A 14,852-nucleotide genomic window follows, 5' to 3' on the forward strand; every position below is an offset into this window, starting at 1 on the left:
CAGCCATAGAGTCCCGGCGGACGGTCACATTCACCACCTGGGACGGCGTTCAGCATACCGAACGGCTCCTGGGTGCGGCACCAGTTCGCCGGACAGCTCACTGGGAGGAATGCGCGGTGGCAGCAGCACCAGTCTGGAGTGTCGACCCCCGAACCGGGAAGCAGCGCGAGCAGGTTGCGGTGGAGGCCACGGCCGCCGAGGTCGACGCCGCCGTACGGGCCGCGCACGACGCCCGGGGCGCGCTCGCCGACCGCGCCGTACGGGCCGCCCTGCTGCGCCGGGCCGCGGACCAACTGGACGGCGCGGGCGAGCGGATCGTGGCGGCCGCCGACGCCGAGACCGCGCTCGGCCCCGGGCGCCTGACCGGCGAACTGGCGCGGACGACGTACCAGTTGCGGGCCTTCGCCGACCTGGTCGAGGAGGGTGCCTTCCTCGACGTACGGATCGACCACGCCGACCCCGCGCTCACCCCGCCCCGCCCCGACCTGCGCCGCTACAAGATCCCGCTCGGCGTCGTCGCCGTCTACGCGGCCAGCAACTTCCCGCTCGCCTTCTCCGTGCCCGGCGGCGACACCGCCAGCGCCCTCGCCGCGGGCTGCCCGGTCGTCGTCAAGGCGCACCCCGACCACCCGGCCACCTCCGAACTGTGCGCCGCCCTGCTGCGCCGCGCCGCCGCCGAGGTGGGCGTGCCCGAAGCCGTGGTGGGCCTGGTGCACGGCTTCGACGCGGGCATCGAGCTGGTCCGGCACCCGCTGATCGCCGCGGCCGGGTTCACCGGCTCGGTACGCGGCGGACGCGCGCTGTACGACGCGGCCGCCGCCCGCCCGCACCCGATCCCCTTCCACGGCGAACTCGGCAGCCTCAACCCGGTCGTCGTCACCGAGGCCGCCGCCGAGGAGCGCGCCGAGGAGATCGGCACCGGCCTGGCGGGCTCGATGACCCTCGGCACCGGCCAGTTCTGCGTCAAGCCGGGACTCGTCCTGGCGCCGCGGGGCCCGGCCGGCGACCGCCTGGAGCACGCCCTCACCGAGGCCGTCAGCGACACCGAGGCCGGGGTGCTGCTCGACCACCGGATGCGGGACGCCTTCATCGACGGCGTACGGCAACGTGCCGCGCTGCCCGGTGTCGAGGCGCCCGTGACGCCCGGCGCGGGCGGCGACCACACCGTCGGCGCGGGCTTCCTCACCGTGCCCGCGGCCCACCTCGCCGACGGCGACGGAACGCACGACCTGCTCCTGGAGGAGTGCTTCGGCCCGGTCACCGTCCTGGCCCGCTACACCGACGAGACCGAGATCGGCGCCGTACTGGCCCGGCTGCCCGGCAACCTCACCGCGACGCTCCAGCTCGGGGCGGCGGAGTGCGGGGGTGAGGACGGGGCGCCGGAGGCGTCCGGCGAGGGTACGGGATGCGCCGGAGCCGGTCCGGGGCGCGGTGCGCGGCTGCTGGCCGCGCTCACCCCGCTGGCCGGGCGGGTGGTCGTCAACGGCTGGCCGACCGGCGTCGCCGTGGCCCCCGCCCAGCACCACGGCGGCCCCTACCCGGCCACCACCTCGACTTCCACCTCCGTCGGCGGCACGGCCGTCGAACGCTGGCTGCGCCCGGTCGCGTACCAGGACACCCCGCCCGCCCTCCTCCCGCCCGAACTGCGCGAGGACAACCCGCTCCGCCTGCCCCGCCGCGTCGACGGCCGCTACGAAGGATGACCCACGTGCCCCCGCACCACGCACCGGAATCCCCCGGCCCCACCATCCGTCACGCGACGCCCGCCGACCTCGACGTCATCACCGACCTGCACGCCCGCGCCCGCACGACGTACTACCGCGGCCGCGTCCCCGACGCGCAACTGGACTCCCCGGCCGAACGCGACCGCTGGCGCGAGGGCTGGGGACGCAGCCTCGCCCGTCCGGACGCGACCGTGCTGTGCGCGGAGCGGGACGGGGCCGTCGTCGGCGTGGCCTCCTACCGCCACGAGGACGGCGCGCCCGCGCACACCGTCAAGCTCTTCCAGTTCCACGTCGACCCCGACCGCTGGCGCGGCGGCATCGGCACCGCGCTGCACCGGGCGTGCGTCGCGGGCTGGCGATCGGACGGCATCACCACCGCGCACCTGGAGGTCCACTGGCACAACCGGCGCGCCCGCACCTTCTACACCCACCACGGCTGGCAGCCCGACGAATCCCGCCGCCCCACCCCGGACGCCACCCATCTCGATCTGGTTCTGCCGATCGGCCCGGCTTCCTCCTAGCGCCGCCGCCCGACGAGCTGAAGGCGCTCGACCGTATGCCCGTCCATCGTCGGGACCGTGTCCGAGCGCTCGGTCTCCACCGTGAAGCCGTGTGTCTCCAGCAGGCCGCGCAGGTGGTCCGGCGTGGAGTGCCGGAAGACGCCGCCGTCGGGTGTTTCGAAGATGCCGTACGTGCCGTACCGGGACGCGTGGTCCTCGTACCGCGTCAGGTTGCGCCGGTCGCTTTGTAGCGGCACATCGCTCACGTACAGCACTCCGCCCGGCCGCACCAGCCGTCCCAGCTCCCCGACGATCTCCTTCTGTGTCGCCGCTTCGGGCACGCAGGTCAGGACGGCGAACAGCAGGGCGGCCCCGAAACTCGCGTCCTCGAACGGCAGCGGCAACTCCGGACAGTGCGCGAGCCGGGCCTCCGGGTGCTCCCGCGCTCCCCGCTCCACGAGCGCCCGGGACACGTCCACGCCTTGTACGTCCGCATAACCCGCCGCCACCAGCTCCGCGGTCAGCCGCCCGTACCCGCATCCGTAGTCCAGCACGGGCACGTCACGCGGCACGTACGTATCCAGCAGCTCCGGGTCCAGCGGGTGCGTGAAGGTCTTGGCGGCCCCGGTGGTTTCCCAGAAGCCTTGCGTCTTGCGCGGCGTCTCCATGCCCGGAAGCTACCTCGGCCCCGGGGAATAGCCACCGGCCACGCGCGGTTGTCCGCGACTGTCCCCTTTCGCACGATCCCAAGTTGAGGAAACAGTTCCATGCGCGTCGAGATCTGGGCCGATATCGCCTGCCCCTGGTGCTACATCGGCAAGGCACGCTTCGAGAAGGGCCTGGCCGCGTTCGCCCATCGGGACGAGGTGGAGATCGTGCACCGGTCCTTCGAGCTCGATCCGCAGGCGCCGGCGGCCGGGGACACGCCGGTGCTGGACATGCTGGCGGGCAAGTACGGGGTGTCGCGGGAGCAGGCCGAGGCCATGGAGGGCCGGGTGGCGGAGGCGGCGGCCGGGGAAGGGCTGGGGTACCGGTCCGACCGTATGCACGGGAACACGTTTGATCTGCACCGGCTGCTGCACCTGGCCAAGGAGCGCGGTGTGCAGGACGAGCTGCTCGGTGCGCTGTACCGGGCCAATTTCGCCGAGGCCCGGCCGCTGGGGGACGCGGAGGTGCTGACCGCCGTGGCGGTGGCGGCGGGGCTGGACGCCGACGAGGTGCGTCGGGTGCTGGCGGACGGGGACGCGTACGCCGAGGCGGTGCGGGCCGACGAGCGGGAGGCGGCGGAGCTGGGTGCCCGGGGTGTGCCGTTCTTCGTCATCGACCGGCGGTACGGGATCTCCGGCGGGCAGCCCGCCGAGGTGTTCCGGCAGGCGCTGGAGCAGGCGCGGGAAGAGCAGGTACGGGAGGAACGGGCGCGGGAGGAGCAGGCCGCCGAGGCGCCGGTGGGTGAGGGGGACGGATGTGGGGACGGGGTGTGCGTGCCCGGCGCCGGTGGCTGATTTCGGCGGCGTCGGCGCAGCGGCACGTCGCTGACCTGCGTAAATAAGGAGCGCTTGCCGCTGCTCCAAAGATATTCGCCATGGACGGCGTACGGTCGGGCGGCCACAGTGGGGTCATGCAGCGCATCGAACCACTTGCGGGGGACCAGTTCGCGCCCCTGACGACGTACCTGAACACCGCCTCCAGCGGGCTGCTGCCCGCCCGGTCGGCCGCCGCCCTGCGCGCGGCCGTCGAGGAGTCCGGCTCCTACGGGACCATGGGGCTGGACTACTTCGGCCCGGCGGCGGCCTCGCGGGCCGCCTTCGCCCGGCTGATGCGCGTACCGCCGGAGCGTGTCGCGATCGGCGGCGCGGTGGCGGTGCACGTCGCGCTGATCGCCGGGTCGCTCCCGGAGGGGGCCGAAGTGCTGGTTCCCGAAGGGGAGTTCAGCTCGCTGGTCAATCCGTTCGCGGTCCGGCCGGGGATCAAGTTGCGTACCGCGCCGCTGGCGGACCTGGCCGACGCCGTCCGGCCCGGCACGGCGCTCGTCGCCTTCGCCGCCGTGCAGGCGCGGGACGGCCGGATCGCCGACCTGGACGCCGTACGGGCCGCCGCGCGGGCCCAGTGCGCGCGCACCCTCGTGGACGCCACCCAGGCCGCGGGCTGGCTGCCGCTGCGGGCCGGGGACTTCGACTATCTGGTGTGCGGCGCGTACAAGTGGCTGCTCTGCCCGCGCGGCACCTCCTTCCTGGTGTGTGGCGGAGAGCCGGAAAGCGACGGGCTCGACGCGCTGCACGCCGGGTGGGTGGCCGGCGCGGACCCGATGGAGGCCAACTACGGGCCCGTCCAGCGGCTCGCCGCCGACGCCCGCCGCTACGACGAGCCGCACGCCCACTACTCGTACGTCGGCGCCGAGCACTCCCTCGCCCTGCTGAACGAGCTGGGCGTCGAGACCGTGTACGCCCACGACCTCGCGCTGGCCGACCGCTACCGCGCGGGCCTCGCCGAACGCGGCCACACCCCGGTGCCCGCGCCCGGCTCGGCGATCGTGTCCGTGCCGGGGCTCGGGGACGCGGCGGAGCGGCTGGAGGCGGCGGGCGTACGGGTCGCCGTACGGGCGGGGCACCTGCGCGCCGCCTTCCATCTGTACAACTCGTCGGACGACGTGGACCGGCTGCTGGGGTTGCTGGACTGAGGGGAGGGGGAGGAGGGGGTGGGGGCCGTCCCCTGTCGGGCGCTCAGATTTCGCCGCGGACCATGCCCATCAGGCGGCCCAGCACGGCTCCGTCGCTGACCCGCAGCCCGTCGTGCTCCCACTCGTTGGTCACCCAGGTCCGCAGCCCTCGGACGCGCCGCGCGGTTTCCAGGGAGTGGCCGGCGTCGACGTACATGTCGTCGGCGTAGACGGCGGCGGCCACCGGCACCTCGTTGGCCGCCAGCCGGCCGGTGTCGTACAGATCGGGCCAGTCGGTGCGCTCGGCCAGCTCCTGCGCCGCGTCCTTCAGCGGCCGCAGCGACGGGTCGGTGTCGAACAGCCAGGGGTAGACCATCTCGCCCGTGAACAGCACCGGCCGGTCGCCCTCCAGCGCCGCGTCCACCTCGAACTCCGGGAACTCCGCGCGGACGCGCTCGGCCGCCCACCCGGTGCCCTTCGGGTCCACCGACCGCTGCGCGTAGATCGATTCGTGCAGCACGGCGTACAGCGGCGCGGCGGTGTAGGAGAGGTGGCCCTCGACGGCCTGGAGGAAGGCGTCGGCCAGTTCGGGGCCCGAGGGGCCGGCCACCCACGCGCCCTCGACCAGATAGTGCAGGACGTACGAGCCGGTGCCGGTGCCCAGCAGGATGCCCAGCGCCTGGAACGCCTCCGCCGTCAGCCGCCCGCCGCCGGGCAGCCGGACGGTGTGCTCGCGCAGGTGCGCGGCGATGCGGCGGACGCGTTCGACGTCCTGCGGGTAGCGCTCGTAGTGCGCGGTGTTCTTGCGCGCCACCCGCGGGTAGGCGGCCCGGTAGACGTCGTCCGCGCTCGCCGCCAGCCCCGGCAGGCCGCCGGTGATCATGACTTCGCGCAGGCCCTCGGGCGCGTACGAGAGGTACGTGGTGGCGCAGAAGCCGCCGAAGCTCTGGCCCAGGACGCTCCACCGCCCGCCCGGCCCGAGCAGCTCGCGGCGGAACAGCTCGGCGTCCCGCACGATCGCGTCCGCGCGGAAGTGCGCCAGGTACGCGGCCTGTTCGCGCGGTCCGCCGCGCAGCGCGAGGCTCTGCCGGTTGGCCGGTGTGGAACGGCCGGTGCCCCGCTGGTCCAGCAGCAGCACCCGGTACCGGTCCAGGGCGCGCACCAGCCAGGAGTCCCGGCCCAGCGGACGCGGTGACGCGCCGCCCGGGCCGCCCTGGAGGAAGACCAGCCAGGGCAGTTCCTCGTGCTCGCGCCCGGCGGCGACGGCCTCGCGCCCGTACACCGTCAGCCGCTCGCCGTCCGGGACGGCGTGGTCCAGCGGGACCTCCAGGAAGTGGTCGGTCAGCACGACACCGGGCAGCCGGTCGACGCTCATCTACGCTCCTCGCTTCTCGAACCGCGCGCCCCTCGGGCGCCCCCCGGATCGTGCGGCACCGCCGGGCGGCACGCAATTCGGCCGGGCGGACGACTACCGCGAAGCCGGTCGTGAGGCTAGGAATGGCACCACACACTCACGAGGTGGTGCCGGTGGACGGGACAACCAGGTACCCGCCGCGCGACCAGGAGTTGCACCGGCGGCTGGTGTACGGGGACGAGACCGCGCTGGGCGAGGCGTACGACGCCTACGGCGCGCTGGTGCGCGCGGTGGCCCGGCGGGTGAGCGGCAGCGCGGCGGTCGCCGACGAGGTGACCCACCGCGTCTTCATCGAACTGTGGACCTGCCCCTTCGCCTTCGCGCCCGGCCACGGCTCGCTGCGCGCCTGGCTGAGCATGCGCGGCCACCGGGGCGCGGTGGACCGGGTACGGGAGGCGCGGGCGGAGCGCGCGGAGTGCGGGCCGGCGCGGGAGACGGCGCCGGAGCCCGCCGAGGAAGCGCGCACGGCACTGCACGCCGCCCTCGCCGAACTGCCCCTGCCCGAGCGCGAAGCCCTGCACCTGGCGTGCTTCGCCGGACGCACGTACCGGCAGGTCGCGGTGGAGCTGGGCATCGCGGACACGGCGGCCACCGCCCGGCTGCGCTCGGCCCTGAGCGCGCTGGCCGACCGGCTCACCGGTCCGCCGGCCGCTCCGGGGAGCCCGGCCGGCGAGGCGCGGGACGAGTGCTGAATGCCGGGCGGCGGCCCGGGGCAGCAAGGGAAGCACACGGCCCGCGCGGGACGGACGGGTGGTGCGGGTGCCGGGAGACGCGGAAAGGGGCGTGCGATGGCTGCGCGAGGCAGGAACGGCCGGGGTGGCACGGGCGGTTCGGACGGAGCGGACGGTCCGGGCGGTACGGGAGGGGCGGGCGGTCCGGGTGGTGCCGAGGGGCCGGAGGGTTCCGGGAACCCGGACGTGCCCGGCGGGACCGGCACCGGCGGTCCGAGCGCCGTACACGAAGAGGTCAGCGCCCTGCTCGCCGCGTGGGCGCTCGGCTCCGGCATGCCGGGTGACGACGCACGCGTACGCGGTCACCTGCACGACTGCGCGCCCTGCGCGGCCGAGGCGCAGCGGCTGCGGGAGACCGTACGGCTGCTGGACGAGCCCGCTCCCGGCGGGACGGGGCGCGGCACCGGGCGCAAGGCGAACGCGGGGATGGCCCGCGGCCGGCTGATGGCCGCGGCCCGCGCCGCACGGCCGGGCCAGAGCGCGCCGGCCGCGCACGCCGAGCCGTACGCCGGAGCGGTGGCCTGCCTGGACGCGCTGCTGCGGGAGCTGGACCGGGAACCGGCCCGCTGGGGCACGCCCGTCGTGCACGACTGGGATGTGCAGGGCACCGTGGCGCACCTGGTCGCGGCGGACGAAGTGCTGGCCGAGCGGCTGGGGCTGGCGCCGGTGACGGAGGCGGGCACGGGCCTGGGGCCGGTGCCCGGGGCCGGGCCGGAAGGGGGCTTCGGGGACGCCGGTACGGGACCGGGCGAGAGGACCGGCATGGGCCCGGGAGGGCGGACCGGTACGGGAGCGGGCGGGCGCACGGCCGGTGCGGGCGCCCCCTGGGAGTTGCGCTGGACGGCCCGTACGCACGAGGTGGTGGCCTACGAGCACACCCGGCCGCCCGCCGAGACCCGGGAGGCGTGGCGTACGCAGGCGCACGGGCTGCTCGCGCTGCCGGAGGCGGGCGACGAGCAGCTGGCCGCCATGGCCACGACCCTGATGGGGATGCGGCTGCCGGTCGCCGACCACTACGTGATCCGGGCGTTCGAGACCTGGGTGCACACCCGGGACATCGGCCGGGCGCTGGGCCGGGTCGTACCGCCGCCGCCACCGGTGCACCTGCAAAGGTTCCTGGGGCTGGCGGTGCGCATCCTGGACCTGGCGCTGGGCCCGGACGCGCGGCCCGTACTGCTGTCGGTGGAGGGCGAGGCGGGCGGCGACTGGGTGCTCGGCTCGGACGCCGAGCCGATCGCCGCCGAACTGGTCCTGGAGGCCACCGACTTCCTGTTGCTCCTCGGCGGGCGGCAGGACCCCGACGAGATCGCGCGGGGCCAGGCCGGCGACGCGGCCGCCGCCCAGCGGCTGCTGGAGACGGCCACGTCGCTGGCCTGGCTGTAGTGCTCTGCCGCGGCGCCCCGCGGGCACCGCGCGGCGTGGGAGTTACTTCACGGGTGTGAAGTCACGCGCGCCGATGTACTCCGGACGCCGGACCGGCGCCGCGAAGGGCTCCACCGCGGTGTTCTCCACGCTGTTGAACACGATGAAGACGTTGCTGCGCGGGTAGGGCGTGATGTTGTCGCCCGACCCGTGCATGCAGTTGCAGTCGAACCAGGTGGCCGAACCGGGCTTGCCGGTGAACAGCTTGATGCCGTGCGCGTCGGCCATCTTGGTCAGCGCCTCGTCCGAGGGCGTGCCCGCGTCCTGCATCTGCAGCGACTTCTTGTAGTTGTCGCGCGGCGTCTCACCGGCGCACCCGAGAAAGTGCCGGTGCGAACCCGGCATGATCATCAGGCCGCCGTTGGTGTCGTGGTTCTCGGTCAGCGCGATCGAGACCGACACGGTCCGCATGTTCGGCAGGCCGTCCTCGGCGTGCCAGGTCTCGAAGTCGGAGTGCCAGTAGAACCCGGAGGCCCCGAAGCCCGGCTTGACGTTGATCCGGGACTGGTGGACGTAGACGTCCGAGCCGAGGATCTGACGGGCGCGTCCCACCACGCGCGGGTCGGCGACCAGCTTGGCGAACACCTCACTGATCTTGTGCACCTCGAAGACGGACCGGATCTCCTGCGACCGCGGCTCGACGATGGAGCGGTCGTCCGCCCGCATCGCCGGGTCGTTGACCAGCCGGTCCAGTTCGGCGCGGTACACCGCGACTTCGTCCGCCGTCAGCAGTTCCCCGATGGCGAAGAAACCGTCGCGTTCGAAGTCGCTCAGCTCGGCCGGGGTGAAGGGCCCCTCCGTGCCGGGCTGCGACCACACCACCGGGTCCTGCCGCGGGGTGATCACCTCGGTGGCCCCCCGGGTCGGGTACAGGTCGGCGGTGCGCTCGGGTGCGGTGGTCATGGTGTTGCCTTCCTCTCCTCTCGTACGGTGCTTTCTTCTCGCGCCTTCCTCAACTGCCGGACGGGGCAGCCGGTCGCGCCGCGCGCGTCAGCCGGCCTGGGAGGCCGGCTCCGGCTCGGGCTCGGTGAGCAGCGGGTACACGCCGTTCTCGTCGTGGTCCTCGCGACCGGTCACCGGCGGGTTGAACACACACACGCAGCGGAAGTCCTTCTTGATGCGCATGGTGTGCTTCTCGTGCCCGTCGAGCAGGTACATCGTGCCCGGGGTGATGATGTGCTTCTCACCGGTCTCGTCGTTGGTGAGCTCGGCCTCGCCCTCCACGCACAGCACGGCCTCGACGTGGTTGGCGTACCACATCGACGTCTCGGTGCCCGCGTACAGGATGGTCTCGTGCAGCGAGAAGCCGACGCGCTCCTTGGCGAGGATGATGCGCTTGCTCTCCCAGGTGCCCGACTTGGCCTTGACGTGGCGGTCGGTGCCTTCGATGTCCTTGAAGGATCGGACGATCACGGTGTTCTCGTACCTTTCTGTGGTGCGGACAAGGAGTGGTGCGGTGCCGCGGTGCGCTCAGGCGCAGTCGCGGACCGCGCGGGCGAGGATGCGAAGTCCCTCGTCCAACTCCTCGGGGGTGGTCGTCAGCGCCGGCAGCAGCTTGACGACCTCACTCTCCGGGCCGGAGGTCTCGATGAGCAGACCCAGCTCGAAGGCGCGCTTGGCGATCTTGTTGGCGAGCGGCTTGTCGGAGCACTCCAGGCCCCAGACCATGCCGCGGCCGCGGTACTCGGCGATGGCGTCCGGGTGTTCCTCGACGATGGCGCGCAGATGCGACTCGATGATCTCGCCGCGGGCCAGCGTCTGCTTCTCCATCTGGCCGTCGGCCCAGTACGTGTCCAGGGCCGCGGCGGCGGTGACGAAGGCCGGGTTGTTGCCGCGGAAGGTGCCGTTGTGCTCGCCCGGCTCCCACACGTCCAGCTCCGGCTTGAACAGGGTCAGGGCGAGCGGCAGCCCGTAGCCGCTGATGGACTTCGAGACGGTCACGATGTCCGGCACGATGCCCGCCTCCTCGAAGGAGAAGAACGCGCCGGTGCGGCCGCAGCCCATCTGGATGTCGTCGACGATCAGCAGCATGTCGCGGCGCTTGCACAGGTCGGCCAGCGCGCGCAGCCACTCGGCGCGGGCGACGTTGATGCCGCCCTCGCCCTGCACCGTCTCGACGATCACGGCGGCCGGGGTGTTCAGGCCGGAGCCGCTGTCCTCCAGCAGGCGCTCGAACCAGAGGAAGTCCGGGTAGGTGCCGTCGAGGTAGTTGTCGAACGGCATCGGGGTGCCGTGCACGAGCGGGATGCCGGCACCGGCGCGCTTGAAGGCGTTGCCGGTCACCGCGAGGGCGCCCAGCGACATGCCGTGGAAGGCGTTGGTGAAGGACACGATCGACTCGCGGCCCTTGACCTTGCGGGCCAGCTTGAGCGCGGCCTCCACGGCGTTGGCGCCCGTCGGGCCGGGGAACATGACCTTGTACGGCAGGTCGCGCGGCCGCAGGATGGTGTTCTGGAAGGTCTCCAGGAAGGCGCGCTTGGCCGTCGTGGACATGTCCAGGCCGTGGGTGACGCCGTCGCGCTCGATGTAGTCGAGCAGGGCGCGTTTGAGAACGGGATTGTTGTGCCCGTAGTTCAGTGACCCGGCGCCGGCGAAGAAGTCGAGGTAGGTGTGGCCGTCCTCGTCGTACATGTGGCTGCCCTGCGCGCGGTCGAAGACGGTGGGCCAACCGCGGCAGTAGCTGCGCACCTCCGACTCCAGGGTCTCGAAGACGCTCAGGTCGGGCTGGGTGATGGTCACAGCATGCTCCTGGGAGATGAGTGGCGTGAGCGGGGAGAAGTCAGGGGGCTGTCGGTGCCGTCAGGGCATGAGCCCGGTGGGGGAACCGGGCCGGAGCCCGGTGGACGGACCGAACGGGCCGATGCGGTGCAGCACCTCGGCGTCGTGGCCCTGCTCGGGGAAGAGCCCGGCGTCGAGGAGGACCTCGCGTGTCAGGGGCGCGCCGTGGCGCTCGGCGAAGGAGGCGAACAGCCGGTTGGACGCCGCGTTGTCCGCGGTGATCGTGGTCTCCAGGCGGTGCACGTCCCGTTCCTCCGCGGTACGGGCGACCAGGCCGTCCAGGAGGGCGGCGGCGAGCCCGCGGCCGCGGTGCGCCGCGTCCACGGCGACCTGCCAGACGAACAGCGTCCGCGGGGACTCGGGGCGGAGGTAGCCGGTGATGAAGGCGGCCGGCTCGCCCGCGCCGTCGCGGGCGACGGCGGAGGTGGCGGCGAAGTCCCGGCACCACAGCAGGTAGCTGTAGGAGGAGTTCAGGTCCAGTGCCTTGGAGTCGCGGGCGATGCGCCAGATCGCGGCTCCGTCCTCCACGCGTGGGGTGTCGAGCTTGAAGCCCTCCGGCATTTCTCTGATATCGCTTCGGGCACCTGCATGGTCTGCTTGCGCGGCGGTCATGCGAATTCAATTTACCCAGGGAAAAAGGAAAATGCATCGGGGGGAGGGGTTACGTGGAGCGGGGTTCCTGTGTTATCGCGCGGGGGCGCACGAGCGCGCGAGGCGCCCGCGCGATGTCCGGGTTTGCCCGGAAAATGTGGGGTGAAGTGGACAGCTTGTGTGGTCGGTCACAGCTCCGTAACGTCCTGGCGACCGGTTGGAATTATTCGCTCCGGCGCTAGCGAAATCTTGGCGTTTGAGCTGCGAAAAAGCGGGCAGAAGAATACGGGAAGCTGCGCACTTATGAATTGGGAATTCGCCGGTAAAAGGTGTACCGCAAGAAAAGCCGGGGCGTCCACGGTGTTTACGTGACGGGGATCGGCGGATGGGTCCCAAGTGAATCGGCGGCCACCGCGCGCCGCCCTGCGGACAACGTCCGACACAAAGGTGGGCCGAATGGCGGCCCGCGCGCGCCGGCCGGGCTCGCGGACCCGGTGCCGTCCGGCGTAGGGCGCGTCATACAGTGCGGCCATGAGTGAGAGCGTGGTGCTGCACATCAAGGGGAGGGTCCTGGCCGGGCCGGACGACGTGCGCGACGAACTCTGGGTCGTCGACGGCCGGGTGACGTACGAGCGGCCCGTGGGCGCGCGGGAGGTGACGACCGTACGGGGCTGGGCGCTGCCGGGACTGGTCGACGCCCACTGCCATGTGGGGCTCGACGCGCACGGGCCGGTGGACGAGGCGACCAGCGAGAAGCAGGCGCTGACCGAGCGGGAGGCGGGCACGCTGCTGCTCAGGGACGCCGGATCGCCGTCCGACACCCGCTGGATCGACGACCGCGAGGACCTGCCGCGCATCATCCGCGCCGGCCGGCACATCGCCCGCACGCGCCGCTACATCCGCAACTACGCCCACGAGATCGAGCCCGAGGACCTCGTCGCCTACGTCGCGCGGGAGGCCCGGCGCGGCGACGGCTGGGTCAAACTGGTCGGCGACTGGATCGACCGCGAGACCGGTGACCTGGGCGCCTGCTGGCCGCGCGGCGCCGTCGAGGCGGCCATCGCGGAGGCACACCGGCTCGGGGCCCGGGTCACCGCCCACTGCTTCGCCGAGGAGACCCTCGCCCCGCTGGTCGAGGCGGGCATCGACTGCATCGAACACGCCACCGGCCTCACGGAGGAGACGATTCCGCTCTTCGCCGAGCGGGGCGTGGCGATCGTGCCGACGCTGGTGAACATCGCCACGTTCCCCACGCTGGCGGCCGGGGGTGAGAAGAAGTTCCCCGCCTGGGCGAGCCATATGAGAAGCCTGCACGAGCGCCGTTACGACACGGTACGCGCCGCGTACGACGCCGGGGTGCCCATCTTCGCCGGCACCGACGCCGGCGGGTCGCTCGCGCACGGCCTGATCGCTCAGGAGGTCGCCGAGCTGACCAAGGCGGGCATCCCGCCGGTGGACGCGCTCGCCGCCACGACGTGGGGGGCGCGGCGGTGGCTGGGACGGCCGGGGCTGGAGGAAGGTGCCCCGGCGGACCTGGTCGTGTACGACGGGGATCCGCGTGCGGACGTACGGGTGTTGGGGGCGCCCCGGCGGGTGGTGTTGCGGGGGCGGGTGGTGGGCTGAGGCCCGTATCCGCCGGTTTCCGCCTGTGGCGGCGCGTCGATGTTGGTGGTGCCGGTTTCCGCCTGTGGCGGCGCGTCGGTGTTGGTGGTGCCGGTTTCCGCCCGTGGCGGCGCTTCGATGTTGGTGGCGCGGGCCCGGCCCCTCCGGACTTCGTCCTGCGGTGCCGGGCCCTTCCGTACGTGGTCGGCTGCGGCGGTGTGGGTGGGTGGGGGGACGCCTGCCCCCGTTGGTCGTTGGTCGCTGTGCGGCGGGAGGGGGTGGGCCGTAGGGCGGAGTCTGGAGGGCCGGTTCCGCGTCGGGCTGCGGGTGGGCGGCTGCCGGTACGGGGGCGGGCCCGAGCCCTCTTGTACGTGTCAGTCCGCGGCGGTGTGGGTGGGGGACGCCTGCCCCTGTTGGCCGTGGCGTGCGTTCGAGCGCTCGCCGCGGGCCATCCAAGCGGCCACCGCCGCGCCCGAGATGTTGTGCCATACGGAGAAGACCGCTGCCGGGAGCGCCGCCGCGGGGCTGAAGTGGGCGGTGGCCAGGGAGGCCGCCAGGCCGGAGTTCTGCATGCCCACCTCGAAGGCCATCGCCCGGCCGGCCGGTTTGCCCAGGCGGGCCAGGCGGCCGGCCGCGTAACCGAGGGCCAGGCCGAGGCCGTTGTGCAGGACCACCGCGAGGATCACCAGGGCCGCCGCGTCCTTGATGCGGGCGGCGCTGCCGGACACGACGATCAGGACGATGACCGCGATGGTCAGTGCGGACAGCCACGGCAGGGTGGGGAGCGCCCGGCTGATCCGGCGGCCCGCCACGAGCCGGACCAGGAGGCCGCCCAGTACCGGCAGCAGCACCGTTTTGAGGATGTCGGTCACCATGACGCCGGCGTCCACGTCCAGGAACTGACCGGCGAGCAGGAGGGTCAGCGGTGGGGTGATCAGGGGGGCGAGGACGGTGGAGACCGTCGCCACCGAGACCGAGAGGGCCACGTCGCCGCGGGCCAGGTACGTCACGACGTTGGAGGCGGTGCCGCTGGGGGCGCAGCCGACCAGGATGACGCCGGCCGCGAGCTGCGGGGGCAGGTGGAGGGCGGTGGCGATCAGCCAGCCCAGGCCGGGCATGATCACGTAGTGGGCGACCAGGCCCAGGCCCACCGCCCAGGGGCGCTTGGCTACCGCCGTGAAGTCCGGTGGCGTCAGGGTCAGGCCCATCGAGAACATCACGATGCCGAGCAGCCAGGGGACGGCGGGTGCCCAGCCGGTGAACGGCGCGGGCCACAGCAGGCCGACCGCCCCGGCCGCGATCACCAGCAGCGGGAAGACGGTGACGGCCCGCCGCGCCGCGCGGTCGGAGGCGGGCAGGTCGCCGGTGGGGGCGGGGCGCTGGCTGAGCTGTTCGGTGGGCACGGCGGCACCTTAGCGCCGGACTGCGTGTACC

General features: G+C 73.2%; 14 protein-coding genes. 7 read left to right on the forward strand and 7 right to left on the reverse strand.

The features are described from left to right. Positions 1-116 precede the first annotated feature (116 nt). Complete coding sequence (locus tag CP973_RS12190) at positions 117-1,703, forward strand: aldehyde dehydrogenase (NADP(+)) (RefSeq protein WP_150240100.1); 1,587 nt, start codon at positions 117-119, stop codon at positions 1,701-1,703. Next, on the forward strand, positions 1,700-2,245 hold the full coding sequence (locus tag CP973_RS12195) for a GNAT family N-acetyltransferase (protein ID WP_244409417.1): 546 nt from the start codon (positions 1,700-1,702) through the stop codon (positions 2,243-2,245). The genes CP973_RS12190 and CP973_RS12195 overlap by 4 nt, the downstream gene beginning before the upstream one ends. On the opposite strand, the gene CP973_RS12200 is transcribed toward CP973_RS12195, so the two are convergent. Next, positions 2,242-2,892, reverse strand: coding sequence for a class I SAM-dependent methyltransferase (locus CP973_RS12200; RefSeq protein WP_150240104.1), 651 nt, complete (start codon positions 2,890-2,892; stop codon positions 2,242-2,244). The genes CP973_RS12195 and CP973_RS12200 overlap by 4 nt on opposite strands. Positions 2,893-2,991: 99 nt before the next feature. Between CP973_RS12200 and CP973_RS12205 the strand changes: the two genes are divergently transcribed. Further along, positions 2,992-3,726: a DsbA family oxidoreductase gene (locus tag CP973_RS12205; RefSeq protein WP_150240106.1), complete on the forward strand. Its 735-nt coding sequence runs from the start codon at positions 2,992-2,994 to the stop codon at positions 3,724-3,726. Between the two features lie 116 nt (positions 3,727-3,842). Continuing rightward, positions 3,843-4,901 carry an aminotransferase class V-fold PLP-dependent enzyme gene (locus tag CP973_RS12210; RefSeq protein WP_244409419.1) on the forward strand — a complete coding sequence of 353 codons (1,059 nt, stop codon included), beginning with the start codon at positions 3,843-3,845 and terminating at the stop codon, positions 4,899-4,901. A gap of 43 nt (positions 4,902-4,944) precedes the next feature. On the opposite strand, the gene CP973_RS12215 is transcribed toward CP973_RS12210, so the two are convergent. Beyond that, entirely contained in the window at positions 4,945-6,255 is a 1,311-nt protein-coding gene (locus CP973_RS12215; RefSeq protein WP_150240110.1) for an alpha/beta fold hydrolase, read from the reverse strand. 122 nt (positions 6,256-6,377) lie between these two features. On the opposite strand from CP973_RS12215, the gene CP973_RS12220 reads away from it, so the two are divergent. Together CP973_RS12220 and CP973_RS12225 are read left to right on the forward strand one after the other, a co-directional pair. Beyond that, positions 6,378-6,986, forward strand: coding sequence for an RNA polymerase sigma factor (locus tag CP973_RS12220; RefSeq protein ID WP_150240112.1), 609 nt, complete (start codon positions 6,378-6,380; stop codon positions 6,984-6,986). Between the two features lie 225 nt (positions 6,987-7,211). Beyond that, complete coding sequence (locus tag CP973_RS12225; protein WP_150240114.1) at positions 7,212-8,408, forward strand: maleylpyruvate isomerase family mycothiol-dependent enzyme; 1,197 nt, start codon at positions 7,212-7,214, stop codon at positions 8,406-8,408. 42 nt (positions 8,409-8,450) lie between these two features. On the opposite strand, the gene thpD is transcribed toward CP973_RS12225, so the two are convergent. The 4 genes from thpD to ectA all read right to left on the reverse strand — a co-directional run bounded on the left by thpD (position 8,451) and on the right by ectA (position 11,786). Beyond that, a complete protein-coding gene (gene thpD / locus CP973_RS12230; RefSeq protein WP_150240116.1) occupies positions 8,451-9,350 on the reverse strand; it encodes an ectoine hydroxylase in 900 nt (299 codons plus the stop codon). An 87-nt stretch (positions 9,351-9,437) separates the two neighbouring features. After that, positions 9,438-9,860 carry an ectoine synthase gene (locus CP973_RS12235; RefSeq protein WP_150240118.1) on the reverse strand — a complete coding sequence of 141 codons (423 nt, stop codon included), beginning with the start codon at positions 9,858-9,860 and terminating at the stop codon, positions 9,438-9,440. Positions 9,861-9,917: 57 nt separating this feature from the next. After that, the gene (ectB, locus tag CP973_RS12240; RefSeq protein ID WP_003986838.1) at positions 9,918-11,186 is read right to left on the reverse strand and encodes a diaminobutyrate--2-oxoglutarate transaminase; all 1,269 of its coding nucleotides are present in this window, start codon (positions 11,184-11,186) and stop codon (positions 9,918-9,920) included. A gap of 60 nt (positions 11,187-11,246) precedes the next feature. After that, positions 11,247-11,786, reverse strand: coding sequence for a diaminobutyrate acetyltransferase (gene ectA / locus CP973_RS12245; protein WP_150240120.1), 540 nt, complete (start codon positions 11,784-11,786; stop codon positions 11,247-11,249). A gap of 561 nt (positions 11,787-12,347) precedes the next feature. Between ectA and CP973_RS12250 the strand changes: the two genes are divergently transcribed. Next, the gene (locus CP973_RS12250; RefSeq protein ID WP_208853171.1) at positions 12,348-13,439 is read left to right on the forward strand and encodes an amidohydrolase family protein; all 1,092 of its coding nucleotides are present in this window, start codon (positions 12,348-12,350) and stop codon (positions 13,437-13,439) included. A gap of 353 nt (positions 13,440-13,792) precedes the next feature. On the opposite strand, the gene CP973_RS12255 is transcribed toward CP973_RS12250, so the two are convergent. Then, positions 13,793-14,821, reverse strand: a complete 1,029-nt coding sequence (locus CP973_RS12255) for a bile acid:sodium symporter family protein (protein WP_150240122.1) — start codon at positions 14,819-14,821, stop codon at positions 13,793-13,795. Positions 14,822-14,852: the final 31 nt, after the last annotated feature.

The sequence above is a fragment of the Streptomyces albofaciens JCM 4342 genome (genome assembly GCF_008634025.1).
Taxonomy (GTDB): Bacteria; Actinomycetota; Actinomycetes; order Streptomycetales; family Streptomycetaceae; genus Streptomyces; species Streptomyces albofaciens.

What these genes read in the sequence shown, in the direction of transcription:
- CP973_RS12195 (WP_244409417.1), top strand. Translation starts at nt 1,700, where the DNA reads ATGACCCACGTGCCCCCGCACCACGCACCGGAATCCCCCGGCCCCACC.
- CP973_RS12200 (WP_150240104.1), bottom strand. Translation starts at nt 2,892, where the DNA reads ATGGAGACGCCGCGCAAGACGCAAGGCTTCTGGGAAACCACCGGGGCC.
- CP973_RS12205 (WP_150240106.1), top strand. Translation starts at nt 2,992, where the DNA reads ATGCGCGTCGAGATCTGGGCCGATATCGCCTGCCCCTGGTGCTACATC.
- CP973_RS12210 (WP_244409419.1), top strand. Translation starts at nt 3,843, where the DNA reads ATGCAGCGCATCGAACCACTTGCGGGGGACCAGTTCGCGCCCCTGACG.
- CP973_RS12215 (WP_150240110.1), bottom strand. Translation starts at nt 6,255, where the DNA reads ATGAGCGTCGACCGGCTGCCCGGTGTCGTGCTGACCGACCACTTCCTG.
- CP973_RS12220 (WP_150240112.1), top strand. Translation starts at nt 6,378, where the DNA reads ATGGCACCACACACTCACGAGGTGGTGCCGGTGGACGGGACAACCAGG.
- thpD (WP_150240116.1), bottom strand. Translation starts at nt 9,350, where the DNA reads ATGACCACCGCACCCGAGCGCACCGCCGACCTGTACCCGACCCGGGGG.
- ectA (WP_150240120.1), bottom strand. Translation starts at nt 11,786, where the DNA reads ATGCCGGAGGGCTTCAAGCTCGACACCCCACGCGTGGAGGACGGAGCC.
- CP973_RS12250 (WP_208853171.1), top strand. Translation starts at nt 12,348, where the DNA reads ATGAGTGAGAGCGTGGTGCTGCACATCAAGGGGAGGGTCCTGGCCGGG.